Origin of the sequence: Anabaena sp. UHCC 0187 (assembly GCF_009712035.1) — a bacterium.
Classification (GTDB): Bacteria; Cyanobacteriota; Cyanobacteriia; order Cyanobacteriales; family Nostocaceae; genus Dolichospermum.
The window spans coordinates 121,211-148,129 of sequence record NZ_VILB01000010.1; the positions used below are offsets into that span (position 1 = coordinate 121,211).

The 26,919-nt window shown below is 40.0% G+C and carries 20 protein-coding genes; 8 read left to right on the forward strand and 12 right to left on the reverse strand.

All coding sequences use genetic code 11. The features are described from left to right. Positions 1-73: 73 nt before the first annotated feature. The 3 genes from FJR11_RS08845 to hetZ all read right to left on the reverse strand — a co-directional run bounded on the left by FJR11_RS08845 (position 74) and on the right by hetZ (position 4,822). On the reverse strand, positions 74-2,404 hold the full coding sequence (locus FJR11_RS08845) for a DUF3488 and DUF4129 domain-containing transglutaminase family protein (protein ID WP_254444721.1): 2,331 nt from the start codon (positions 2,402-2,404) through the stop codon (positions 74-76). A gap of 260 nt (positions 2,405-2,664) precedes the next feature. Further along, on the reverse strand, positions 2,665-3,441 hold the full coding sequence (locus FJR11_RS08850) for a PatU (protein WP_371417490.1): 777 nt from the start codon (positions 3,439-3,441) through the stop codon (positions 2,665-2,667). Between the two features lie 193 nt (positions 3,442-3,634). Continuing rightward, positions 3,635-4,822, reverse strand: coding sequence for a heterocyst differentiation protein HetZ (hetZ, locus tag FJR11_RS08855; protein ID WP_168503323.1), 1,188 nt, complete (start codon positions 4,820-4,822; stop codon positions 3,635-3,637). 211 nt (positions 4,823-5,033) lie between these two features. Here hetZ and FJR11_RS08860 point away from each other — a divergent pair, with 211 nt between their 5' ends. Next, positions 5,034-5,507 carry a hypothetical protein gene (locus FJR11_RS08860; RefSeq protein WP_168503369.1) on the forward strand — a complete coding sequence of 158 codons (474 nt, stop codon included), beginning with the start codon at positions 5,034-5,036 and terminating at the stop codon, positions 5,505-5,507. A 65-nt stretch (positions 5,508-5,572) separates the two neighbouring features. Here the strand turns inward: FJR11_RS08860 and sds are convergent, their stop codons facing one another. Further along, positions 5,573-6,544 carry a solanesyl diphosphate synthase gene (gene sds / locus FJR11_RS08865; protein WP_168503324.1) on the reverse strand — a complete coding sequence of 324 codons (972 nt, stop codon included), beginning with the start codon at positions 6,542-6,544 and terminating at the stop codon, positions 5,573-5,575. Positions 6,545-7,370: 826 nt separating this feature from the next. Here sds and FJR11_RS08870 point away from each other — a divergent pair. Next, entirely contained in the window at positions 7,371-7,568 is a 198-nt protein-coding gene (locus FJR11_RS08870) for a hypothetical protein (protein ID WP_168503370.1), read from the forward strand. A gap of 77 nt (positions 7,569-7,645) precedes the next feature. Here the strand turns inward: FJR11_RS08870 and murI are convergent, their stop codons facing one another. The 5 genes from murI to FJR11_RS08895 all read right to left on the reverse strand — a co-directional run bounded on the left by murI (position 7,646) and on the right by FJR11_RS08895 (position 17,377). Beyond that, positions 7,646-8,503 carry a glutamate racemase gene (murI, locus tag FJR11_RS08875; RefSeq protein WP_168503325.1) on the reverse strand — a complete coding sequence of 286 codons (858 nt, stop codon included), beginning with the start codon at positions 8,501-8,503 and terminating at the stop codon, positions 7,646-7,648. 111 nt (positions 8,504-8,614) lie between these two features. Beyond that, positions 8,615-10,483: an N-acetylmuramoyl-L-alanine amidase gene (locus tag FJR11_RS08880; protein WP_168503326.1), complete on the reverse strand. Its 1,869-nt coding sequence runs from the start codon at positions 10,481-10,483 to the stop codon at positions 8,615-8,617. Positions 10,484-10,719: 236 nt separating this feature from the next. Continuing rightward, positions 10,720-12,564, reverse strand: coding sequence for an N-acetylmuramoyl-L-alanine amidase (locus FJR11_RS08885; protein WP_168503327.1), 1,845 nt, complete (start codon positions 12,562-12,564; stop codon positions 10,720-10,722). A 473-nt stretch (positions 12,565-13,037) separates the two neighbouring features. Beyond that, positions 13,038-14,450 (reverse strand): cation:proton antiporter, encoded by a 1,413-nt coding sequence (locus FJR11_RS08890; protein WP_168503328.1) that lies wholly within the window; start codon positions 14,448-14,450, stop codon positions 13,038-13,040. Positions 14,451-14,695: 245 nt separating this feature from the next. Beyond that, complete coding sequence (locus tag FJR11_RS08895) at positions 14,696-17,377, reverse strand: DNA methyltransferase (RefSeq protein WP_168503329.1); 2,682 nt, start codon at positions 17,375-17,377, stop codon at positions 14,696-14,698. Positions 17,378-17,876: 499 nt separating this feature from the next. Between FJR11_RS08895 and FJR11_RS08900 the strand changes: the two genes are divergently transcribed. After that, positions 17,877-18,620: an SIMPL domain-containing protein gene (locus FJR11_RS08900; protein WP_168503330.1), complete on the forward strand. Its 744-nt coding sequence runs from the start codon at positions 17,877-17,879 to the stop codon at positions 18,618-18,620. 51 nt (positions 18,621-18,671) lie between these two features. Here the strand turns inward: FJR11_RS08900 and FJR11_RS08905 are convergent, their stop codons facing one another. Beyond that, the gene (locus FJR11_RS08905) at positions 18,672-19,034 is read right to left on the reverse strand and encodes a single-stranded DNA-binding protein (RefSeq protein ID WP_168503331.1); all 363 of its coding nucleotides are present in this window, start codon (positions 19,032-19,034) and stop codon (positions 18,672-18,674) included. Between the two features lie 366 nt (positions 19,035-19,400). Between FJR11_RS08905 and FJR11_RS08910 the strand changes: the two genes are divergently transcribed. The 4 genes from FJR11_RS08910 (at position 19,401) to ribD (ending at position 23,468) form a co-directional block, all read left to right on the forward strand. Beyond that, the gene (locus tag FJR11_RS08910) at positions 19,401-20,408 is read left to right on the forward strand and encodes a rod shape-determining protein (protein ID WP_168503332.1); all 1,008 of its coding nucleotides are present in this window, start codon (positions 19,401-19,403) and stop codon (positions 20,406-20,408) included. A 298-nt stretch (positions 20,409-20,706) separates the two neighbouring features. Continuing rightward, a complete protein-coding gene (mreC, locus tag FJR11_RS08915; RefSeq protein ID WP_168503333.1) occupies positions 20,707-21,495 on the forward strand; it encodes a rod shape-determining protein MreC in 789 nt (262 codons plus the stop codon). 168 nt (positions 21,496-21,663) lie between these two features. Continuing rightward, positions 21,664-22,281 (forward strand): rod shape-determining protein MreD, encoded by a 618-nt coding sequence (mreD, locus tag FJR11_RS08920; protein WP_168503334.1) that lies wholly within the window; start codon positions 21,664-21,666, stop codon positions 22,279-22,281. Between the two features lie 5 nt (positions 22,282-22,286). After that, positions 22,287-23,468 carry a bifunctional diaminohydroxyphosphoribosylaminopyrimidine deaminase/5-amino-6-(5-phosphoribosylamino)uracil reductase RibD gene (gene ribD / locus FJR11_RS08925; RefSeq protein WP_168503335.1) on the forward strand — a complete coding sequence of 394 codons (1,182 nt, stop codon included), beginning with the start codon at positions 22,287-22,289 and terminating at the stop codon, positions 23,466-23,468. 17 nt (positions 23,469-23,485) lie between these two features. Here ribD and FJR11_RS08930 read toward each other — a convergent pair whose 3' ends face one another. Continuing rightward, entirely contained in the window at positions 23,486-23,704 is a 219-nt protein-coding gene (locus tag FJR11_RS08930) for a hypothetical protein (RefSeq protein WP_168503336.1), read from the reverse strand. A 406-nt stretch (positions 23,705-24,110) separates the two neighbouring features. Here FJR11_RS08930 and FJR11_RS08935 point away from each other — a divergent pair, with 406 nt between their 5' ends. After that, positions 24,111-26,255 (forward strand): DNA phosphorothioation-associated putative methyltransferase, encoded by a 2,145-nt coding sequence (locus tag FJR11_RS08935; RefSeq protein WP_168503337.1) that lies wholly within the window; start codon positions 24,111-24,113, stop codon positions 26,253-26,255. Here the strand turns inward: FJR11_RS08935 and FJR11_RS08940 are convergent. Continuing rightward, on the reverse strand, positions 26,237-26,842 hold the full coding sequence (locus FJR11_RS08940; RefSeq protein ID WP_168503338.1) for a hypothetical protein: 606 nt from the start codon (positions 26,840-26,842) through the stop codon (positions 26,237-26,239). The genes FJR11_RS08935 and FJR11_RS08940 overlap by 19 nt on opposite strands. Positions 26,843-26,919: the final 77 nt, after the last annotated feature.

Genomic DNA, 26,919 nt, shown 5'->3' on the forward strand with positions numbered 1-26,919 from the left:
ATCTTTTTTGCAAGATTCAGGAGCAATAACAACGGTAAAACCTGTAGGGGCATTTTTGAATTGCCCCAAATTATCAAGAAACGCGATTTTTCTCAACTTTCTTCAATGCTTGCCATCTTTGTTGTAATTGTTGCCAGTTAGGATTATGTCCACCATAACGCCAACTCACATAAGCTTGACAGATATCATCTATCACCTCAGCTATTTCTGGAGAATGGTGTCGGCGTGAAAACTGGGCATATTCTAGAGGTGTTTGACTGGGATGCTTCCCTAAACCCTTGTTAGCAGTCCATTGCAGGACTTGTTGGTAAAGTCTTTCCATTGGGGGTAATTTCTTTAACCAGCGGATATTCAGCCACTTACGCCATTGCCCCCAACTCAGCCAACCTAAGAAAGCCGCGATTGTCCCCACAATTAAACCGGTTAATATCCCCAACCAACCTTTAGTAAATAAAGCCAAAAACCAAGCTATTCCTTGGAATAACCAGCTAAATATCGTCCCAAACACAGTATTTAAAATAGCTGTAATTGGTGAAGGTAGCCAACCAGCCACCCAATTCCAAAATTGACGCAGCACACTAAAAGTCTGATCTTCTTCTATCGAAGGGGGAATCAAAGGATGGCCAGGAATTGGATCAAAGGTAAACCAGCCATACTTAGGGAAATAAACTTCCGTCATCGCATAGGCATCAGTATTACGAACAACATACATCCCTGTAAACGGATTAAATTCTCCTGGTGCAAATCCCGCTACTAACCGGGCTGGAATGCCTATGGAACGCAGCATCACGGTTAACGTAGTAGAAAAATGGTCTGGATAGCCACCTTTATTTTTGAATAAAAAACTTTCTACTAAATCATCCTTGTCATCCAAATAAGGCAAGTCTAAGGGATTTGTGGGGAGGGTGTAATTTTGTTTAACATACTGGGCTAAGTAAAGAGCTTTTTCGTAAGTTGAATCTAGGCTTTTCGTCCCTGGAGAACGGGAAACTCGCTGTTGATCATAACTAGCCAGCATTTCTTCAGTCCGTTTTCGGACTTTATCGGCGATTGCTGGGGGGATTTGTAGATAATACTGTTTAATATTAGCTGGGTATTTGGTTGAGGCTTTACCCAATAAAGAGCGATCGCGGTAAGGAACATCTGAAACTACAGTATAAGTTAGCCCTTCTGACAACTGCACTGGCGCACGTAAACCATCTTCTTGATCAACCGCTATTGCTGGTGTAGGAAAGTATAACCCTTTAGGATAGGACATTGCCGGAATTAGGTTAGGTAACTCCGACACCAAATTATAAGTTTGGACTACCTCTTTTGTGGGAGTAGTGAACAGTGGGGGGTCAATAGAAATGCGGGAAGTCCAAGGTGATTGTCTGAGGGTAGTAACTTGATCATTACGGGAAATCTTCCAACCTTTACCTGTATAATTGTCAAAAGCCAGGACGCGCCAAAAACCTTCTGCTTGCGATCGCACACGCATTACCACCTTGGGTTTCATCTCTCCCCGCAGGTTTTGGTTCATCTCGCTATTGAAACCGTAATAAAAATTATTGTCTATTGTTCCTGGTTCACCAGCATTTCCACCGCTACCGCTACCATTTCCTTGACCATTACCCTTGCCTTCACGGACATAACCAGGGTTAATAATACTCCGTCCTGTAAAATTGTCTGGAACTTTAAGCGGCGCACTCACAGGAAAAGACCGGAGTTGATAACCGGGAAACCGGGGTAAAATTGCAAAAATCCCCAGTCCCAAAGTCACAATCAACAAAAAATTTAAAATTAGAAATTTAAAATTGAAATTATAATTCTTATTCTTTTTGGGAGATTTTTCTGAAGTTGATTCCTTAAAACCTAAGCGGGAACGGTAATCTAGAACTAAAGTTGGGAGAGTGATTCCTAAAAATAATAGCAACACAGGTGCAAACGCCATAGTTTGGCTCAATGTTGCCGCCACGCCCACCAATATTAACCCAATCACAATGGAATAGCCCAAATCTTTGCGTCGGGGCGTATCAAAGCTGTGTAGCACTTGCAATTGAATTAATAACTCTGCCAAACTCAGCCGGGTATCATTCCAATTGCCGATAAACCGCCCAAAAAAAGCACCTAAAGCCAATAACATTCCAATTGCAATACAAAACTGGATCGGAATATTAGGACTACGGCGACGGTAGTAACTCCAGCCTGTACCCACCATAGTCAGTGGTACTGTCCACAGACTAAATTGAGTTTCACCAGCAATATCCGTGGCCACAATCCCCAAAATTACCAAGGCCATCACTAGCACCCGTAAAGGAATTGAATCTTCCACTTCTTTTACTGGTGATTTTCCTCTAGTTTGTGGCCAGTGATTACCTACAGGTAAACGCCAAAACCGATTCATCCTGGATAAATTAAACATTTTTAAGTAAGCAAAGCTATGATGTAGACGCTGCGGATACCATGCTAGGTAAAAACTATGGTCTTACCTTCAACTTTCCCCTATCCTAGCGTTAGACTCCCTAAGAGTACAAGTATCCTGCTCATAGCTAAGGTTCTAGAGATGCCCTTAATATTGTTGATTGCAAAGAGAATTAAGGTTTAAACCTCGGAAATTAATCAAGATTATTATACATCGCTTGCCATTCCTCCCATCCAATTACTAGAGATGGTAATTTTGAGTTAGATTTTCACCTGAATCGCCAACAATAAAGGCTGCTGATCTAATTCGGGGAACTCAATTGCCAAAGTATAAGTTGGCTGACTTTTATCAATTTTTAACTCTATAACTGGTATTTCAGAAGTTCCAGATTTTACCATATCTTGAGTATTACTACTTTGTAGTTGTAAAATCCCTGGCGTAGGTAATTCCCCCTGAACTGTTAATATCGTGAATTTACCTGAATTCCGTAATTCTACTCGAATACTCAGAGTCCCCACAGTAGTCAGCCATTGTCTTTCTAGCAGTGGCTGAGTAAATGAAATCGGTAAAGTTAAATTTTCTAACAGTTGCTTGGCTGCCATTAATGACAATGCCATTTGTTGACGTGGTAATAAATCAAAATAATCGCTCTCAACATCGGGAGTAGCTGTCAAAGTATCAGCCGAACGATAAGAGCTTCTCAGGACTAATCCAGCCAAATCATTGATGGCTTGGGTATCCGTGGGGAACATACTTTCTACCACCTGAACTAATTTAGCTCCCAGGGGTACGGAAGATGTCAATAACACTTGACATTTTTCTAACAATTGCCAAAAAACTTTTTCTGGCAAAGGAATCGGCAAATTCAGCTTAGACTGGTGGACTGTCCACCCCCAAACAGGAACTAATCCTAGTGATTGTTCTTCTACACAGTCAGGATACTCTACTGATTGTGTTTCCCAGGGGAACAACGGTGGATTTTTTTCTACTTGGTCTTGTAAACGACGCTTAAGAATAGCTTGAAAACGTTCTTGCACAGTAGGAATTTCTCCCAATTGAAAGGTTTGGGGCTTTTCTTGTCAAGTTTAGTTCACCAATTATTTGGCTACCATCTTGAAATGAATGTCTACCCCGTCAATTTCCTCACATTCTAACAAGCTATACACTTAAGTGTTGAATTTGTAATTTTCCAATACCCAAGTCAGCTAATAATTTTGTGAGGATTCTGAGTCACCATTCATGGGTAGATGCACTAGATCCGGACACTAATGAGTTACGAATTTCCCAAGCTTGTTCCAGAATCTTAAACCACCGTTTCTGTAATTGTGCCATTGACAAGCCTACAGTCTTGGCTATTTGTTCGTCAGGTTTTCCTTCTTGCTTCAAATCTAAAATAGACTTTTGTTTATCATCTAGCTGTGCCAGATAAGTTTCCCATTGAATTGGAGTTAAACCCAAATTAGTGGGTAAGGAAACTTCTAACCACTCATGTACTAATTCCCAGCGATGTAAAAGAGCAAACCGAATTAAATGATATTTAAACCGTTGCTGTAAGTAATCACGCTGCCGAGATGTTAAACCTAAAATTGACTCAATTTCTGGTGCTGATAAATCCTGAAGACGAAGAGCAAAGTAATCAGCACAGTCAGATTGTTCTTTTTCTTCTAAATAGCCGATTAATTCGGTAATCACAACCGAGCGCAGGGTATCTTCTTCGGGTTCGGGCTGCATTGCCATAGCCGAGCGCAATTTGTGAATAGCTGGCTCTTCCCAAGAACCGTCATACTCACCGCTACCACTTTCAGATGCCTGTTCTATATCTACACTTGTTTCTGGAGGCTGCTGTTTGGAAAAAGTTTGCGCTCGCAGAATAATTAGCTGTTGCTGCCTGCCTGGGAGGGGAATCCGACGTTTACCATATCGTTCGGTAAATGCCATGTATTCTCCCAATTCCAATAGAGTCTGAGGGCGATAGGTAGGACCTAATTGGTTCTCCCTTCTAAAAGCATTTAAAGCCTCTAGATAAAAACTCTGGAGAAAATCTTCAATGATTGTCAATCGCCCTTGATAGCTTAATTGCTTATGAGGGGGATTAATATAACGGTAAACAATGGCACTTAAGGTGCTGTGTAGTTCTACCCTGCCACGACTTGAACCTAACTGATAGTAACGGATACACTGTTGTAACCGATGTTTAGCTAGGCTCATGGCTGAACTTTCTACAGACCCGGAAGTTTGAATGCGTTTACTTTCATTACAAATCCGCAGGACTTCGTTGGTAATTCTCACAGATACATCGTGACAATTTTGCTCGGAAGCCTTAGTTGACTGTTGAAGTTCCCTAAATAGGAATTGAAAGATGACCTCCACGCTGATAGAAATTTTCCCCTGAGTAGTTGCGATTGCGGCTGAATTCATAGTCCCAGTTCTCAAAAAGACCCTAACATACTTTGGACACGACTTGTCAGAATTTGGATAATAGCTTCATGGTTTTTGTGTACAAGTCAAACGCAAACCAATCTACAGTGAGGATATGTGGCGTAAGAAGATTGAACTTGTGAACCCCATTTTTGTGGGATATTTTGCGCTCATGTTTTAGCCATTATCCAACATTCATTTACAACTCATGATGGATTTAGAAGCACAAATTCAATTGCTGATAGACAATGCACCCCAGGATGGCGTGACACCAGAAATTATGGTATCAATCGCTCCTGTATTAATCGCCATTGCCCAAAAGTTAAACCACTACCAATACTTTATTCTCCAAAATTCTGAGAAGGATTGGGTTTTAACTACATTGAGCAACCGCGCAAATCCAGGAATAGAAAAGCAAGTTATTTACGCTTTCCCTACCATACAAGATGTTTCCCTAATCTCAGGTGCTGGGCGTGACCCTCACTTGCTGCCAACCCTCATGGATGTTACCCAAATTTTGTTCCAATTAGTAGCCCTGAAACCAGTACACAGCATAGTTTTTATCGAAACACCAGGAAATATAAAAAATACTGTAGAAGTGCGGCGTTCTGAGCTAGAAAGGCTGATTCAGCAACGATTACAAGAATTTAAAACCAAAAAAACAGTTCCTCCCAATATTGCCTAAACAAATTTGGGATTTTGGATGTTAAATCTCCTCAATCCCAAATCTGAAATCGCCCTAATTTTTGTTTAGTAAAGCCGACTTAGTACATAGTCGGTCAAATTCATGAGTGCTTCCCGTGATGCTGATGGTTCTAAAATACCGATATGCTCGGTGGCTAATTTAGCATGGTGAGCCGCTAATTCTCTAGCTCGCTGGATACCTCGACTATCATGAATTAGTGCCAATGCCTTCTCTAAATCACCTTCTTGGGCAAACTCTCGTTCAATCAAGATTTCCAAGTCAGGTTTTTCTTCCAAGGCATATAAAGCTGGCGCTGTCAGGTTGCCACTTTTGAGATCAGAACCGGCTGGTTTACCCAGGGTGTCTGTTGAACTGGTGAAATCAAGAATATCATCTACTATCTGAAAAGAAAGACCTAGATGGCGACCATAACTGTACAAGTGTTCGGCAGTTTCTAGGGATGTTTCACTAATTAATCCAGCGGCTTTGGCGCTGTTGGCAATTAATGACGCTGTTTTGTAATAACTCTTTTGCAGGTAGGTTTCCGTAGAAAGACTAGCATCAAAACGATTTAGCCCTTGCTGGATTTCTCCAGCAGCTAAATCCATAATTACTTCCGAAAGCAGTTTGACAACATCCAAGTTGTTGAGATTTGCTAAATACCAGGAGGATTGAGCAAAGAGGAAATCCCCTGCAAGCACAGCAATACGATTACCAAACAAACTATGTACTGTCGGTACACCACGCCGGACATTTGACTCATCTACCACATCATCATGTACTAAACTGGCTGTGTGGATCATTTCTGTAATCTCCGCCAGTCGTCTGTGACGTGCTGTAATGTCTTCGTCTAGCATGGTCGCCCGCGATATAAGTAGCACTATGGCGGGTCTAATGCGCTTCCCCCCAGCACCGAATAAATGTTCGGCTGCGGCATAGAGTATGGGGTGGCGATTTCCAACTAGCTGTTTAAGGTTATCTGCTAGTATTTGCAGGTCTGCTTCCACAGGGGTAAACAGGGAGGTGGCTGGGGTCATGGATGGGCGGACTCTGGCTTAGGTTACGAAAGTTTACATATTCTTTAATTTTAAGATAACCCAGTGTCAGCGCAAAGTTTTCCTCTGGAAATCTGATTTTTAATATCTATTAAGTTATTCATACATTAGATTATAAATATGTTACGATTAAAATCCTCTTCAGGTTGGTTTTTGCCAAACTCATCTATAAGTGCGTAATAATTCAAGCTATTATGTCAATAAATTAACAGGCACTACCAGTAAATTTAAATTGGCTGTCAGCCACGAAAAATTTTTAAATTTCGTCTAGAAATTAGCTTCAAATTCAAGATGGCTGTGTTAGGCTAATACTTAGAGATGTTAAATTTTTCAGATTATTCACTTCCGAAGTAAAACCATCATTTGGTGATTTTACACAATAGTGTTGTGGGTCTAAAATAACTCGTCGCCCAAGAGAAGATGGAAATTATTCCTAGATTTTGGGCTATAGCCATACCTTTTGAGTTGAATTATGCTTTTCCAGTTATGGAACTAACTCAACGTATTCAGCGCACGTTGGGTATTAGCGTATATTTATTTAACTTGGTGTGAGGTCAATAATACAGGCTAGGTAGACTGCTGATGAGCGCAGTTTAAAATTGCTGTTTAGCAATTTTACTGCTGTCGGATGTATGGCCTGGGAAAGTTGATATTAAAGAAAATAAATTAATTGACCAGAGAAAATTGGTTTTCTACTGGACAGTTTGGTATAGCTAACTACAGTTATCAAGGATGTGCTTGATTAACTGGAGTCCTGCTAGTTTTGTATGCAATTTTATATTCCTTAGCAATTAAAAATGGGGGAACAATGATTTACGGAAATATGCCCATGATGATATTTATTTTAGCTGCTGGCTATTTATTCAGTGTGTACTTGTTATTGGCATTGGCCAAGCGAGCAGGCAGAAAAGATATTTCTCAAAGCGATTCTAATAATGTAAAAGATAAGTACAAGCAGCAGAGAGGATTAACGGCAAATGTGACGGAAGCTGTTAATAGTCAATGAAAGGGTTTAGGGGTTTAGGGGTTTAGGGGTGGAATTTTCTTTCTCCTGACTCGGTGACTCCTAACTCCTGCCTTCATTTAAGATACGACAGCATCAGCAAAACATACTTGCTCTACCATTGGAGTATAACCCAACCACTGTAAACCAGACTGAGTAAATTGTTGAGGACAACCGCTAACAGCGAAGCGGGTAGGCATGGGTGGATGAGTATTCTTAATACCTAGTATATCTAACTCTTGAGAGCAAGCAGCTACTACATGAACCGCTGGATCAATTAGCTTGACTTGAGAGGGCAGGAGCGATCGCAAAACTGGTGACAAATGGGGATAATGGGTACAACCATAGACTAAAGTATCTATTTTTTGCTTCAGCAAAGGTTCTAAATAAGTTTTGGCGATTTCAGTAGTATAAGGGTCATGGATGCGATTTTGTTCAATTAGTGGGACAAATTCTGGACAACTGACTTGCCAAACTTGAACATTAGGTTGAATTTCTAAAATAGCTTGACGGTAGGCATTGCTTTGAGCAGTAGCTGGAGTAGCAATTACACCGATGCGCTGTCCTTCTTGGACTGCTGCCTTTGCCCCTGGTAGAATCACTCCTAAAATGGGGAAATTAAATTCTTGACGAACTATATCTAAGGACAGAGCAGAACTGGTGTTACAAGCCATAATTGCCATTTTCACCCCTTGCTGCTGCATCCAACGGAGGATTTCTCGAACAAATTGTAGAATTTCTGTTTGGGAACGAATACCATAGGGAAGACGGGCTGTGTCCCCTACATAAATAATAGATTCATTGGGAAGTTGTTGATAAATTTGTCGCAGTACAGTTAGTCCACCAACACCGCTGTCAAATACCCCAATCGGAGCGCGTTGAGGTTCTTGAGGGGAAAAATTATCAAAATGAGGATCAAAAATAGAAGATGAATACACAGCAAATATTAATTTAGATTGTGGTCAGTGGTCAGTAGTCAGTGGTTAGTAGTCAGTGGTCAGTGGTAAAGAAAAAACAACGAACAACTGACAAAGAACAACTGACGATCATTATCTTTGTTTTAAATAATTCAGAACACCACTAGCTATGCCCTCAGCCATCCGACTTTGGTATTCTGATGAGCCTAAGCGGGGATTATCTTCACGACCAGTCATATAGCCAGTTTCCACTAAAATAGCAGGCATAGAATTTTTTCTCAGCACATAAAATCTAGCTTTACGAGTTCCTCTATTCTTCAGGGTACTAATATTTTGGAGAATAGTTTGCCGAACCGTTTCGGCTAAACCATAGCCACTGTCATAATAATAGACTTCTAAACCATTGACATCAGACCGATTATCTACAGCATTAGCGTGAATGCTGACGAATAAAGTAGCATTAACCCGCTTGGCTATATCCACCCGTCCTTGGAGTTCCACAAAAAAGTCAGCATCCCGCGTGAGGACAACTTGGACACCGTTTTGCTCCAAAATTCTCGCCAATTTTGTACTAATAGGCAGAACGACATCCTTTTCTAGTAACCCACCCAGTCCAGGAGCGCCAGAATCCTTACCACCATGTCCCGGATCAATAACTACTAAAACTTTCCCTCTAGGGGCTGGTAGACGGGGCTGGAATCTTGTTTGCGGAGGCTCTGTATTAAAACTTGGGGGATCTAGTCGTGGGATAGGAGGTATAGGGGGTGTAATCCCAGGACGTTGAGCGCGGAGGTTAGTTTGTAATTGTAGCGCTAACAACTGAGTGGTAACTTGATTGAGCGACCCAAAGCTAACACCAGATGCAGGTTGAACAAGCACAACTACAGTATTGTCATCTTGGGGTTGGAGACGGACTTTCAGAATAGGGCTATTGTTATTAAAAGCAGGACCTTTGACCTGATTAGCTAACTTAGCATTGGGAATGGTGATGCGAAATAAACCGGAGTTTCTATCCCAGCCGCTGGTAGCAGATATGGCTTGATCGGCTCTAATGAGTAATTGTGTGCCATTGCCACCTATTTCTACAGATTGAATAATTGCGGGGGAGTCACTAACTGATGGTGCTGAGGATTGATTATCATCAGATAATTTGGCCAAGCGATCTGGAATCACGACAAAACCGCTGTTACCACTAGCCATTGCTTGCCAACTGCGACTATTGCTATCTAACTGCAAGGTCATGCGAACAGCAGATGGATTACTGGATAATTGACTAAATTGGATCCGACGGACTCCGTAGCGATTAATCAATAGATCCCGTTGTCTCATATTTGGTGATAAGGCCGCACCAATGATATCAATGTTGACAGAGCGATCATCTTGACTACGATTGACTTGCAGTTGAGGATTACCACCACTGCTACTAATGAAAAACCCATCACCTGTAACCCGCAATTGATCAATTTGCACTACTCCTGGGGTTATTTCTCGGTTTGATGGGGTAATCCGATTTGTTCTTACTACGTTGTAAATACTTCTGGAGTCAGGTATTGACTCAGGTGCTTGATCTGAGGTTGGAGGTAGTGACGGTTCGCCACTTTCTGCCGAAGCAACTTCTGGCTGTGGTAATTTTACTATCCAGCGTTTACCTGTACTGGGAACAAATTTGACTTGCTTAGGGTTGAAGGTGTAACCAGGGGCTAGTTCTACAACTAAGCGGGTTGTTTGGTCATCAAATTGACCAATGCGAATAGAGCGAATTTTGCCACCAATCGGTTGGGTTAAGGACGGACGACCAAATTCAGTTCCTGGTAAGTCAATTACCAAGCGAGTGGGGTTAAAAATAAGTTGGGCTTGGGGTTGGACAGCGCTAGATGTATTAATTTCTAAGTGGTTTTGATTAGTATCAAACCGCCAAGATTCTAATTTTGCTGCGAAAACAGGCGCAGACAGCATGAAGACTGTTCCAAAAGTGCTAGGTATTAACCAATGTAGTTTCACAATCCTTTCTCCTGATTCGCATTCATGGGATCTGTCAATATCTCAACTTATGGGCTAATCTTCACACCATCACCGCCTCAAATTTTACTTTACTTAAGTAAAAAATTGTTGTGTTGATATTAAGACACGGCTAATGGCGTAACATTATAGCATATAACTTTAGTGTTGTGATTTTTTAAGGAAATTTATTTTTCCAGTATTGGCGATGGCATATAGTGAGTGTTATAAATTACTATTTATCTTGACCTTAAATACTGAAGTATCCCTTGGGCGATCGCATCGGCCATTTGATTTTGATAAGCTGAAGTTCTCAGTTTGGCAGCATCGTCTCTACCAGTTAAGAACCCGGTTTCTACCAAAATTGAGGGCATAGAAGTTTTGCGAAGCACATAAAATCTAGCTTTCCGCACTTTCCTATCTCTGACATTGAGACTTTGCAGAATTTTACTGTGGACAATCTGAGCTAGTCTTAAACCACTATTGTAATGATAAGTCTCTAAACCACTAACTTCTGGACGATTTGCACCTGCTGAATTAGCGTGGATACTGACAAATACATCAGCATTAGCCCGTTCTGCCATAGTCACCCGTCCTGGTAAAGTCACAAAGTAGTCAGAATCTCTAGTCATAATTACTTGGATACCATTTCGTTCCAAAACTTCGGTAATTCTTTTGCTAATTGGTAAAATAACATCTTTTTCCAGCACTCCACCGATACCAATTGCGCCTGAATCTTTACCACCATGTCCGGGGTCAATCATAACTACTATTTTGCCTTTGCCAACTGAACGCCGTGGGGTAATTTGTGGTTGTCTGGGTTTTAGGTCAGGTAGTTGTTGTTTTGGTGGTAGTAGGGGCGGTAAACTCATCGGTGGTCTAATCTGACGAGATCGTTGCAGTTGTAAAGCCAGCAGTTTATCTCCCACTTGGTTGATTGCGCCCAATGTAACACCAGATGCAGGTTGAACAAAGATAACTACAGTATTTGGCGGTTGGGGTTGCAGACGGAGTTTAAGAATAGGACTATTTTGATCAAAAGTCGGACCTTTCACCTGATTGGCTAATTTAGCATTAGGAATGGTGATGCGAAATAAGCCAGAGTTTCTATCCCAACCACTGGTAGCAGATACAGCTTGGTCGGCTCTGATTAGTAATTGTGTGCCATTATCAGTGAGTTCTACAGATTGAATTATCGCGGTTGAGCTATTATTTGCTCTATTTGGAGGAAAATTCTCGTTCTCAGATGAGCTAACAATCCGCCGAGAAGGAAGGATCACTAAACCGCCACTACTTGAGGTTACTCGCCAGTCAGGGCTATTTTCATCTACTTTCAACGCCATACGGACAGATGTTGGTGCTGTTTGTAATTGACTAAATTCAATTCTATCTACACCATGTTTATTAACCGCCAAATTTCCCTGGGTTAAATTGGCTGATAAACTTGTATCGAGAATATCTAGAAATATAGTGGTTTTATCACGGCTTCTAATTATTCTGGTTTGAGGATTACCGCCATTAGTGCGAATAAAAAAGCCATCACCAGTAATTTGCAAGTTCTCTATCTGAGTTTTTCCCCTAGGACTACTACTCGCAATTGGTGAAAACTCAGGCTTGGTCTGGGAGTCTATATTAACTAGATTGTAATTATTATTATTATTATTAGTATTGCTCGTGGGGGATGATACTGACTCACGTTCTAATTTTGGTAATTGTACAGTCCAGCGATTCGCATTTTTACCGACAAATTTTATTTGTTTAGGGTCTAGAGTATAACCAGGACTTAGTTCTAAAACTATCCGTGTTGTTTGTTCGTCAAACTGGCCGATGCGAATTTCCCGAATCCCTACTCCTGCTTGTTGAGTTGAACGGGAACTCCCCAATTTAACACCCGGTAAATCAATCACTAACCGCGTGGGGTTGAAAATTAGTTGTGCTTGTGGTTGCACAGCACCACTGGTATTGATTTCTAGGAGATTTTGATTGCGATTAAATTGCCAAGATTCCAAGTTTGCGGCTAAAGTCGGTGACGATAGCATGACCATAGAGCCAACAGTACCAGGTATTAACCAGTGTAATTTCATAATTCTTTCTCCTTAGCTAAATTAATAATTAATTAGGGAATATGTGCTTGTTGTATGGACACATATAAAAAACACCCACCACTGTCAATTACTGACATAACTTGGCGGGTTATCTTCCCTAATTACTAAAAAAATCTTCAACGTATAAAAACTGTCCTGAAAAAAAATGGGAACGCAAAACATTATTCAGACTACTAGGAATGGACAACAAAAAAAATTTATAAAACCAGAGGTAAATTTAATTAACTAAAAGTGAAATCAGCGGTATGTTGCTATATTAATTCATTTCTGGGGTATTCAAAGGAATTATATTCATTTTACAAGTGTAACAGTGCCAATATCGCAAGGGACGGAGATTGGATTATAGAAGTTTCCTCCAATCTCCTTGCTAATGGATGTAGAAACCACAGTAGATAAAATTTTTAATTATCTTCTGTGAAGTTTACTGGGGATTTGATGTGACATCCAAATTACTAATCATCTTTTGTGGTGATCAGAGATTGTGGTGATTCTACTGCTAGTGATTCTCCAGAGTTACTGTCTAAATTTGCGGCGGTATTTGGTTCTGGAAATACGAATTTTAACAGGGGAGGAGCGATAAATGTGGTGATAATAACCATCATAATAATTGCTGCTCCTAATGGTTTTGAGAGAACACCACTAGCTGCACCTACTCCAGCAAATACTAAGCCGACTTCACCTCTGGGAATCATCCCCACACCAATGGCCAAGCGGTTAATGCCAGGTTGACCAAATACTGTTAAACCTGTCACTACTTTACCAATGATGGCAACTGTAATCAGGAAAGTTGCCATGATTAAGGCTTCTCGATTGGTGGGAATTGCTGGGTTTAAGACTCCCAAATCAGTTTTTGCCCCGACTGTGACAAAGAAAACTGGTACTAGCATATCAGCAATGGGGATAACTTGCTTTTGGAGTTCTTTGCGTTTGTCGGTTTCTTCGAGAACTAACCCGGCGGCAAAAGCCCCCAGAATGGCTTCTAAATGGATGACGGAGGCGAGGTAAGCCATGATTATGGCAAAAATGAAGGCGGGGATGACTACTTCACCTCTAGTTTTAAGTTTATCAGCGATCGCTACAAATGATTTATTAAAGACATTACCTAAAACAATCGCCCCAATGATAAAAGAAGTGGCACTAACGATCAGATAAATGACGTTACCCACATCAACTACACCATCTTTAGCTAAACTGGCAACTACCGCGAGGACGATAATTCCCAAGACATCATCAATAACGGCTGCACCGAGAATAATCTGCCCTTCTTTAGAATTCAAGCGTCCTAATTCGGACAGCACTTTAGAAGTGATACCAATACTGGTTGCTGTCAAGGCTGCACCGGCGAAAATCGCCGGAATGGCACCAACACCAAATATGGTCATTAATCCCACAGTTCCGGCGGCAAAGGGGACTACTACCCCCACAATTGCCACAACCACAGCTTGAATACCAACAGCCATGAGGTCTTTGAGGTTGGATTCTAAGCCAATTTCAAACAGGAGGATGATTACACCCAATTCTGATAAAACTGAAATCACCTCTGACTGGGCTGCAAATACCTGTGGTGTGGCTTCTGGGGTTAATCCCGCAGTCAGTTGCAAGAAGGTCATGATTAAAGAACTGGAAGTATCTGTACCACCTTCTGGAAATACTAACAGATGGAGTACAGAGACACCGATAACTACACCACCGAGAAGTTCACCTAAAACGGCTGGTAAGCCTACTTTGTTGCATAATTCTCCACCAAGTTTGCTGGCAAAGTAAATTACGACTAAACTCAGTAGCACAGCGGCTAATACCATGGAACTGTCTGCGGTTTCTGTGGCTGTGGCTAATAAGGGAATGGTTGCACTGATAAGCTGCATTGATTATGTGAATAACAATTTCTTTATTTTTACCTTTTTTGTGGCAAGAATTTATTCAGGTATATATACATCGCTAATAACAGCTATAGATTTTAATATACAATTTATCGGCGGTTATAAACCGCGTCTACACAGACAAAACCCACTAAGTGGGTTAAATTTTCTTTAATTTTCATGATTTCATGGAGTAGGAGCGGGAAGACCCCGCCCTCGATTGTATTGCATCCGACCGATAACTTTGTATTCTAATTTGGTGAACCAGGTCCAATAATTTTGATTCCCTGTTTTTCTTTTTCGGCTAGTTCTTTGTTCAATATCAGCAGTTTTTCTAAAATATCATCCTTGGTTTGAATGTTATAAGCTGTCATTACCAGTTTATCTAATTGTTGATGCAGTTGATAAAGTTGGCTGCTGGGTTCGTTGAAGAATTTATTATATAATGTAGTAATTCCCCATTGTTTTGTTTCCATTTGTTGAGTGCGATATTGATGTAATTCTTCGGCTTTGGTGCGGATTTGTTGGACTATTTTCATATCTGCTGTTTGGGGAAATGGGAAGGTTTCAAAACAAGTTGTATTAGTATAGCGAGTTCTATCTTCTAAAGTTGAACTTTGCGCTTTTACCCAAGTTTGATGTATTTTTGAGTTGATTATCCCTAAAATATAAAAATCATCAGAAGCAATCACCATATTAGCTTCACAAGGTAAAATAGAAATATCAACAGAACTGAAAAGAATGTATTTAGCAATTTTTGGAATAGCAAAATAGCATTCTAACCCTTTTAAAGCTTTTCTCATTGCAGGACTATACCGACGAAATCTCCACCAGTACGTTTGAGAGAGATTGCTGCGATTAATATCTTTTTGCGGCTTGACTTTCTCTTCTACCCTTTTTAAAGGTAACTCATACTCAGATGCTTGTTCAATGGACATATCATTAAAATCAATTACCCAATCTAATGTTAAATAAGGATTAATTAAAGTTTTACCATCAATCATTGGTTTTAAAACATTTGCATTTTTAGAATCAATTTTTATCCATTCTCTAGCTTCTTCTTCAGATATTATAAAACCTTTTCCACCAAGCGCACAAGACTCAAAAGAGAGATTTTTATTTGCTTGTAATTTTACAGCATTTGTAACTGATATCTCACTTTTTAACGAAGAAGTAATAAACGGAACTTCAACATTATCCAAAAAGTTTTGTTTTTGTTTTTCCTTTGTCCAGTTAACAATACTAACATGAACAGCAGCATCTCCAGACCAAGTTTGAGTAGAAATTGCATCATGAATAATTCCACCATTATGAACAATATAATCTAGGCTGGCTTTTCTCCCCGAAACTTGAGAAATAGAATTTGTAGCAACTAATCCTCCTCTTCCTTTATCAGCTAATAAATCAGATGCTTTTCTAAACCAAAATACACAAAAATCTGGTTGTCCTTTGACATCTGGAAAAGCCTTATATATCTTTTCTGCATATTCATCTCCTAATTCTATGCGTAGTTTTTTACCACCTAAAAATGGCGGATTTCCAATAATAGCATCAGCTTTTACCCATTCACTAAACAAAGCATCTTGACAAACAATATTATTATCCAAAGTATCCAAAGGTAAAGCAGGTTCAGTTAACTGTAAATTATCAATCGCAATCTTCCGCGCAATCATCAAAGTCACCCGCGCTAATTCCACAGCAAACGGATTTGTGTCCATTCCATAAAATTGCAAAGGTGTCACCAAACCCATTTGCAATTGTTTATCCTTAGATTTACTCAAAGATTGAATTTTCTCTAATAGCAGTTTTTCAATTTGTTTCAATTCCTGATATGCGATATAAAGAAAATTACCAGAACCACAAGCAGGATCTAAAACTCGATAACTTTGTAATTCTATTTGCAATTTTGAAAGTTCCTTAATTGTAGTTGCTTCCTCAATTCTCTCTTCCCAATAACGGCTAATTGTCGGTCGGACAATTTTCATAATATCCACTTCAGAAGTGTAATGAATTCCCCGCGCGTGACGTTCTTCTTTATATATACTCCCTTCAAATAAATTCCCAAAAATAGCCGGACGGACTTTACTCCAATTTTCTCGCGCAGACACATCTAAAAAGTTTAATTCTTCCCTAGTTAATTCAATTGCATGAATTTGCGAAAATAAACCTCCGTTAAAATAATCAACTCCTTGATAACGTCCCGCTGGTGTTTTTCCTCGTTGATTCATTTCCCGAAATAAACCACCCAAAACATCATAGGAACTTCCCCCTTTCATGCAATCTTGAACACAAGAAATAAACATATCACGGGGTAAAAGTTGTCTATCTTCCGCAAACATTGCTAACACACATTGCAAAATAAACCGCTGTGCTGTTAACTTTTCAATTCCCCTACTTTCCAACTCTAATAATAATTCCCCCATGCGACGGGCAGCTTTCACAGTTACCTCAACTTGGTTATTTTGGAATACAGGAGTTTTTTGCCCTAATTCCATAAATGCCAATGCTCCTGACCGTTCTGGCAGTTGTTCAAGAGTAATTTTATCTACAGGTGTATCTAATTGAATATCAAAATCAAAGATCCAAAATTCATTAAAATTACATAAAATCACGTATTTGGGACGATTTGGAACTAACCTTGTCCAATAATCAAAGGCTTGACGATAATGTTTATTTAAATCCTCTCCGCGCTTTTTCATTTCTATTAAAACGCGGGGTTTCCAAACTAAATCAGCAAAGCCAGTTTTTCCGGTTTTACTACTTTTCTTAATTGCTTCTTCGTAAGTCGCACCCGCTTCTAATGCACCTTCATGGCCAAAGGCTCGAAAAAATCGGTCGAGAAATGTTTGTGCTTCTTTGCGTTCTTGTCCGGTAATATGTTGGTGACAAAATTGCACGAATTTAGATAGGGTTTCTGGTGTTGATGATGTCATGGTTTTTTCTCACAGAGTCGCAAAGTCGCAAAGGAAGAACGCAAAGTTAATATATCTAAAAATATCACTCAATCTCTCAATTGAGTCGCGCAAAAAATCAGATTTGGGGGTTGACAATTGATTTTAAATCTGTTATCATTAAATTGATAAGGAAGAACTATCATAAAATAATTACGGTAGACTGGGTTGACCCAAGGAAACCCAACACATAATTTTTACGTTACAAAAAATGTAACCAAGTCTTATTTGGGTTAAAGCAGTATTTAACTATAAATATGCCAATTGTATTTTCGGTGTGAAAATATTTTGGTGCCTGTTAGAGACTTCCAATTAAAAAAATATCCCAAAATTTCTTGTGGTGCGGGCATCTTGCCCGCTAATAATACAAGGACGGGCAAGATGCCCATCACACAAGATTGGATAATCTTTTTTGTGGAGTTTTCTCAGTAATTAACAGTTGATCAAGAATTGAGCAGTTTTTAGAGGAGTGTCAAGGAAAATGTCTATCACTGTTGTATCTAATTCTCATTTTCCAACCAAGAAAATTGGGAAAATTCTATCTTTGAGTATATTTATGTGCGCGATTTTTATGTTACCTGCATCAGCGCAAGAAAAAGAAAAATTATGGCGAACTTTAACTGTAACGGGAAGAGGAGTAGAAACAATTTCGACAACCTTATCCCAAGTGAGTTTAGGTGTAGAAATTCAGGGAAAAACCGCTGAAGATGTGCAAAAAGAAGCGGCTCGCAAATCATCGGCTGTGGTAGCCTTGCTCAAAAAACGCAATGTCCAAAAATTAACTACTACAGGAATTCGCCTTAACCCAGTGTATAGCTACAGTAATAATGTCCAACGCATTACTGGTTATGCTGCTAGTAATACAGTGAGTTTCCGTATGCCTACAGATAAAGCTGGGACATTATTAGATGATGCGGTGAAAGCTGGAGCGACACAAATTAACGGTGTCAGTTTTATTGCCAGTGATGAAGCGATCGCCAGCGCCCAAAAACAAGCTTTAAAAAAAGCTACCCAAGATGCTCAAAACCAAGCGGAAGCAGTTCTTAGCAGCTTGGGATTACAACAAAAAGAAATTGTCAGTATTCAAATTAATGGTGCAACTCCACCTCCACCACCCATGCTTTACCGGGCTGAGGCTAAATTAACTACTGTTAACGCTTCTACTCCCATAGTTGCTGGTGAAGAAGAAGTACAAGCATCAGTGACATTACAAATTAGTTATTAGTCATTAGTCATTAGCAAAGAAAAAACAACTGACAACTGACCACTGACTAAATTAGAAATTATCTGGAGACATATCTGCTCCCCCACCTTCACCATCACGCTTAGAACCTAATAACTCTAGTTGTTCTACGTGAATTATTGGATTAGAACGATTAACTCCAGTTTGGCGATCGCTCCAGGAATCAAACCTCAAAGAACCTTTAACCCCTATCTGTTTGCCTTTACGAACATAATTACCCGCTATTTCTGCTATTTTTCCCCATAATTCTAAGTTAAACCAGTCTGTATGTTCTCCTTCACGGGTACGACGACTGACTGCTAGAGTCAATCTACATTTAACTTTACCCGAATCAAAAAACTTCATATCAGGATCGATACCTACACGGCCAATAAGGGTGACAACATTAATGCTCATGGATTTTATTTTTGGTACATTTGTATTGTATTATTCTGAATTCTATAATAACTAATTGTGAAAGTCTTCAAAATATGTTATAATCCTCACAATTAATTCTATCAAAAAATTCAAAGAATACTTGGTATTTTAAAAAAAATATACGGTTATACTGAGTGACCTGGAGAAGATAGAACATAAGAGTCTTGACATTAAAATCAAGATTGACAAAAGCTAGATAAAAAAATAGTCTAGTTGACTGGCTTGGGTCCAACAAACATCATGAAATCCGTCATTATTAAATCTTATCTTTATAGTCACGAGTATCGCAAATAGGGGGCATGGAGACGCGTGGGTTTTTTCAGAAATTTTCGTCCATCATGGGATATGGGTATCGACCTCGGTACAGCCAATACCCTAGTTTATGTATCTGGTAAAGGAATTGTCCTTCAAGAACCTTCAGTAGTTGCCATTGATCAAAATCTCAAAGTGGCACTGGCAGTGGGAGAAGAAGCCAAAAAAATGCTCGGACGCACACCAGGCAATGTAGTTGCCCTGCGTCCTCTGCGCGACGGTGTGATCGCTGATTTTGATACGGCTGAGTTGATGCTAAAAAGCTTTATTCAGCGGGTAAATGAAGGAAAATCCCTGATGTTACCCCGGATTGTGATTGGGATTCCCAGTGGTGTCACGGGAGTAGAAAGACGGGCTGTTATGGATGCCGCCACTCAAGCCGGAGCGAGGGAAGTATTTTTGATTGATGAGCCAGTTGCCGCGGCAATTGGGGCGGGACTACCAGTGGCTGAACCTACTGGTAACATGATCATTGATATCGGTGGAGGAACGACAGAAGTAGCGGTACTCAGTCTTCAAGGTACAGTAATTAGCGAGTCTGTCCGCATTGCTGGAGATGAATTAACCGAAGCGATTACTCAGTACATGAAGAAAATTCATAATCTGGTAATTGGTGAACGGACTGCTGAGGACATTAAGATTAAAATTGGTTCTGCCTACCCGACCGCAGATGATAATGATAGTGTGATGGAAGTCCGGGGCTTGCATTTGCTTTCTGGTTTACCCAGAACTGTCACCATCAAAGGCCCAGAAATTAGAGAAAGTATGGTAGAGCCTCTAGCTGTGATTATAGAAGCAGTTAGGCGCACACTAGAACGCACACCACCAGAACTAGCCGCAGATATTATTGATCGCGGGATTATGTTGGCAGGAGGTGGTGCATTACTCAAAGGTCTAGATACCTTGATTAGTCACGAAACAGGAATTGTTACCCATATTGCCGCAGATCCTTTAAGCTGTGTAGTTTTAGGGACAGGTCGCGTATTAGAAAACTTCAAACAGTTGGAGAGGGTATTCAGCGGGCGTTCTCGGAATATGTAGCAGACAAGTAGGTTGGCGTTAAAAATTGTCGTGATGACAAGGCAAAAGGTAAAAGGGAAGAGGTTTTTGGGAAATTTTACTTTTCTTTACAGATTGTGGTTATCTAACGTCCACCTATTTAGTAAATTAGAAATATTGGGTTCTGTATTTATGAATAAGTATAGAATCCATTATTATTTATTTTGATAGAAAAATTCCAGGAGTTTCTTGCAGAATTTTCGGATAGCAATCTCAGCGGTGGGAATCAGCCATATTCTGGGAACTCCTCAATAATTTATGGAAATATATACAGGTATATATGTTTACTTTAAGACGCTGGTGGGAATATAAGGGATTACAAATAGGTTTATTGGCCTTAGTTCTAGGTAGTGCTTGGACACTCAGAGAGACAAAAGGGGCATTATTACGGGAGATTTATCAAGGCATAACTAGCCCCTTACAGATGTTACAATCAGGAGCGATTCCTGAGCAAAGTATCCGGGATGCGAAATTTTTAGAGTTACAGACTCGCATAGTTGATCTAGAAAGTCAAAATCAACAGTTAACAAATTTACTAGGTTACGTACAAAAAGAATCTTTGCCACAGAAACCAATTATAGCGCGGGTGGTAGGAAGGAGTGCGGATCATTGGTGGCAACAGGTAATTTTAAATCGGGGGACTGCATCGGGTATTCAAGAAGGTTCTATTGTTAAAGCCGATGGTGGATTAGTCGGTTTGGTCGAAAATGCCACGGCTAATACTAGCAGTGTATTATTAATTAGTGATTTAAAAAGCCAAGTGGGAGTAACTATCAGCCGGACCTCAGCTAAAGGGGTTTTGCAAGGTGATGCTTCGGCTGAAGCGGTGTTAGAATTTTATGAAAAAGTTCCTAATGTTAAAGTCGGCGATTTAGTTTCTACATCTACTTATAGTCAGAAGTTTCCCGCTGGTTTAGCCATAGGTAAAATTAAGTCATTGGATTTAAAGAAACTTCCAGCATCCATAGCCAAAGTAGAGTTATTTCCGCCAATTCAGTATTTAGATTGGGTAACTGTCTATCCTAAACCAGAGAAACAAGAGTTAGACACCCCAAATGTGGCTAAATAAGCTCAGTTGCTAGGACAACACGGCATAAGTTAAGCAACCATTAAAAATCCCTGAAAAGCTTATAACATCTGCTTTTTAATTTTTAATTGTTAATTTTTAATTCCGCCCTGCGGTACTAGTACCACCGTCAATTAAATAAAAAAGCTTGTTTCCTAAATTAGTAAAACGATGAAGATACCTGGATTTCCTGGTGACAGGAATAGAAAAGCAGCTTCCTCTGCCCAAAAATCCTATTTTTTGATTCCCCCATTAGTGCTTTGGCATCCTTGGTGGCATCAATTTATGGATTGGATGATCATATTTTTGACTGTACTGTTATGTTTACTGCTGTTGCCAACTCGTCTCCCCGGAATGCAGTTATTACGCATAGGTCCTAACTGGCTATTAATTTGGGTAGTGGCTTGGAGTGTCAATCGCTCAGTATTTTCTGGTATGCTCTCCGGGATCATTTTGGGGCTATTGCAAGACGCAATGACATCACCTGATCCAACTCATGCCTTGGGTTTGGGAATAGTCGGAATGTTAACAGCACTAATCCAAAAACAGCGGTTTATTCAAGAAGACTTTATTTCTATTGCTTTAATTGTCTTTGCCATGGCTGTGGTACTAGACACTATTTTTGCTGTGCAGTTATCCTGGGCAGGAAATCGTCATATGGACAGTATTTGGACATATTACCAGCGGGCGACCTTAGCTTCAGCAATTCTGAGTAGTTTGTGGGCGCCTGTGGTTTATTATCCTCTTAATCGCTGGTGGCAGCAGATAAAATTAATTCGTAATTCATAAGTCAAATGGATAATTTTCCAGGAGTCTCTCCAGCATCTGCATCTTTACCTCAAGATCCTCAACTTCTAGCACAGCCTGTAGTCCCAGAAATAGTAGGTGATGACTTTGACTCTCGTATGATGCGAAGGTGTGTGGAATTAGCCCGGACTGCGTTAGGACGCACTTCACCAAATCCCTTAGTGGGGGCGGTGGTTGTCCAAAATGGGGAGATTGTGGGGGAAGGATTTCATCCCCGTGCCGGTGAACCTCACGCCGAAGTTTTTGCCCTCAGAGCAGCGGGAGAACGGGCGCGGGAAAGCACTATTTATGTGAGTCTTGAACCTTGTAACCACTATGGACGCACTCCTCCCTGTTCCGAAGGATTAATCAATGCTGGTGTGTCTAAGGTGGTGGTGGGGATGGTTGATCCTAATCCCTTGGTAGCAGGTGGCGGCATTGCGCGGCTCCGGGCTGCCGGGATAGAAGTGGTGGTCGGTGTGGAAGAAGCGGCTTGTCGGCGATTAAATGAAGGTTTTATTCATCGCATTCTCTATCAACGACCTTTAGGGATTTTGAAATATGCTATGACCTTAGATGGCAAAATCGCAACCACGGCTGGTCATAGTGCTTGGGTCACAAATCAAGATGCTCGCACTGAGGTTCATCAATTGCGAGCCGCTTGTGATGCGGTGATTGTTGGTGGGAATACGGTGAGAAAAGATAACCCTTACTTAACTAGCCATCAAGTGGCGGCTCATAATCCCCTGCGAGTGGTGATGAGTCGTAGTCTGAATTTACCAGAACAAGCTCGGCTATGGGATACTCAAGAAGCTCCAACTTTAGTTGTCACGGCAGTTGGTAGTTCACAGGCTTTTCAAAAAATGCTGCTGTCAAAAGGGGTGGAAGTGGTGGAATTTAACTCACTCACACCAGAAGCAGTTATGAGTCATTTATATGAGCGCGGTTTTTGTAGCGTGCTATGGGAATGTGGTGGTATTTTAGCAGCTAGTGCGATCGCTCAAGGCGCAGTCCAAAAAATTATGGCATTTATCGCTCCCAAAATTATTGGTGGAGATCATGCTCCTACACCTGTGGGAGAATTAGGTTTAACCAATATGACTGAAGCGTTACTTTTAGAGCGTGTCAGTTGGCGTGTTGTTGGTAATGATTGCTTAGTGGAAGGTTATTTACCAGTAAAAATTAAATAACTAGCATAGATACTCAACTATGATTGTTGGCGTTCATAAGCTAAATCACGAATCAGAGTCAGCCGAGATTGAATGTAATCACACAAGAAATCAATTTCATGGGCATCTAAAAAGGCTTGATTAGTAATTTGCTTAACCAACCACTGAACCAAACTAGCATCATCAAGCTGTAAGAGGGTTACTGTGTGGGTGGCTTCAACGATAGACCAAAACTGACGCATGATTGTGGGAGTCATTAGACCTCTATTTAATCATTAATTTAGTTATTTTCAGATTATACAATTCTGATATTAATTAACTGCCTAAATCTACAACTAGATATAACTATTATTAAAAATTTAATAAATGACCAAATATTTTGCTTAAAATGAAGAAATGTCAAGTTATATGAATTAACAAAAATTTACTTAACTCAGATCACAATTGGTAATTAGTAAAAATTCTTGTTTGTTGGTTTTTAGCATTTTTACTAATTTTGATCAATACAATAACGAACCACTTCAGAACGCTCCAGGACATTGAGAGATAAGGGTTTGAGAGGTTTGTGCATCAGTCATAAAGTTTATTAACTTCCAATTTCAGATTTTTTGTACTAAAGTAAATGTAACCAGGTTATCTATATTTTTACAAGATGACAAAGTAATGGTTCAACCTGATAACATAAGGAATGCGGTTGAGGAAAACTTCTCAACGTTTCACTCTATTGATCTAAATAGCATAAATCAATATTGCCAAAACAATTCTGTTGGCAAAATGTTACCTGATGCTTTTTACATTCATATTTTAGCTTTACATACTCTTGACCCTTGGCTTCAGGAATATGAAAGCCGCGCTCGTAGTGCCTTACCTAAAGTCCAGTCGGCGACTCTAGTTAAATTTAGCACTAATAAACCCAAGATTTCCTATCTATTTTATCCTGATTTTGATACTGATCCTCATCCGGCTTTACAAGCTAGTATTCAGGTTGACTTAGAAACTCTAGAAGTTGGTTATCGGGATTACAGCGATTCGGAAAATCCCCCCATTCTTCACCGCAAAGAAACTTTTGTGACTCCAGAATATCCCCTCTATGAAGAGTTTGCCGCTTTAACTCGCGCTCAAGTTGCTTTAGGTTTACTTAATCACACTAAAGGAATTGGCACTAAGTTGGGTTGGGAACAACGGCTACAAGTGTTTGGGGTGGAAGTTCAAGGACATTGCTTAATTAAACGGGACCGCAGTCCCATAACTACAAATATAGTTCCCAAAATAGAGCGCCATAGAGCCGCTATTATTCGTCCTGATTTATCTCGTCCTGTGCGTTTGGCTTTAGAATCAAGCTTATTTAGTCCAGAAACTACCTTTTTTGATTATGGTTGTGGACATGGTGGAGACGTTACCCGCATTGCTGAACAGGGTTATATAAGTTGTGGCTGGGACCCTTATTACTCTGCACATACGCCTAAAGTAGCTGCGGATATTGTGAATATTGGTTTTGTGATTAATGTCATTGAACACATGAGTGAGCGGCGAGAAGCTTTAATCCAAGCTTGGGAACTGACTCAAAAAGTCCTACTGGTAGCCGCCCAAGTGTTGATATCTGATATTAAGCGGGGTGTAATTGCTTATGGTGATGGCATTATCACTAGTCGTAACACATTTCAGAAATATTATGAACAAGAAGAATTAAAAATTTACATTGACCAAGTATTAGGAGTTGATGCAATTCCTGTGGCTTTGGGGGTTTATTTTGTCTTCCGAGATGATGCTGAAGCGGAGTTATTTCGCGCTTCTCGGTTCCGTTCCCACGCGACTACTCCCAGAATCCGTCTTTGTGTAAAACGGTTTGAGGAACATCAGGAATTATTAACGCCGTTAATGAATTTTCTCACGGAACGCGGAAGGCTGCCTATGAAGGGAGAATTACCTCAAGCAGCGGAAATTGCTGAGGAATTTGGGAGTTTACGCCGGGCTTTTAATGTCATTATACAGGCAACTGACTCGGATGAATGGCAAGCGATCGCAGACAAACGCCGTCAAGATTTGATGGTTTATTTAGCACTGTGCAATTTTAGCCGTCGTCCCCGATTAGGACAATTAACCCCAGCAGTACAAGAAGATATTCTGGGTTTATATAGTAGTTACAAACAAGCCTGTTTAGATGCTGACCAAATGTTACGCAGTTTGGGAAATACAGAACTCATTATTAAACGTTGTCAAGAAAGCAAAGTTGGGAAAAAATTACCTAATTCCCTTTGGGTTCACATTTCTGCATTACAAGCAGTTGACCCTTTATTACGTCTTTATGAAGGTTGCGCTAGTCGCACTCTTGGACGGTTAGAAGAAGCAAATGTGATTAAATTCCATCTGAAAACACCGAAGATTTCTTATTTATTTTATCCTGATTTTGATATTAATCCTCATCCCATTTTATCAAAAGTCATGACAATTGATTTGCGAGATTTGCACGTTACTTATCAAGATTATGATCTGGAAGATGACCCCCTAATATTACACCAAATAGATGCTTTAGTTACTCCCGATTATCCCCAGTATGAGAAATTTGTCAAACTAACTCGTCAAGAAGAAGATAGGGGACTTTTAGACAATTGGCGCAGTATTAGTCATGTTTCTGGCTGGAAAAAATGCTTAAAAGAAAATTGTACTGTTATTGATGGTTATAGGTTATTTTGGGCTAAAGATGCAGATGCTTATAAGTTGAAAGCACTTAAGGCAGCTTTGAGAACTAGACAAAGAAGGAAGAATGTTTGTCACGCAGAGGCGCAGAGTCACGGAGAGGAGGAATAGAGGGTTTTTTGAGTTTGTTTTGCTAGTTTTATCCAGTTTTCGATTCCCTTTTTTGTGGGGATTCCTGAATTATTAAATGTCCAAATATCTCGTTTGTGTTGAATTCCATAACTAATGTGAATTGGTTGGTGGGAACTGTAAAAATAGAGGGAATCAAAGGGTAGTTTTGTTTGTAATATCCATTCTACTAGTTCTGTGCTGGGTAAGTCTGTAATCAGAAAATCACAAGCCGCACCTAATCTTTCACAGTAGTATTTACCGTTTTTATTGATTTCATGGCTGAGATGTTGGTCTAGATTAGGGGCTACTCGCCCATTTTTTTGACCTGTAACTGGGTCTTTTTTCTCAAGATACTTTTTTAAGTCTGGGGAACAAAAACCATAGGTAAGCCGAAATTTTTCTCTACCAAAATAATCTATAATTGGGTCAATGATAAATTTATTTAAATCCTGTAAGGCGGGAATTACTTCTGGTAGATTTTGCGGATAGGGATTGATATTTTCGGCATATTTATGATAGGTTTGTGTGCAGGTACAAAATTCTTCTAAAGTTAGATATTTTCCTAAGTTTAAATTGTGAGTATTCATAAATACTGGATAGCGATGAGAGTGGCGATTCTATTGTAGCATTTGCTAAATTTCCGTTTTATTAATTGCTTAGAAGT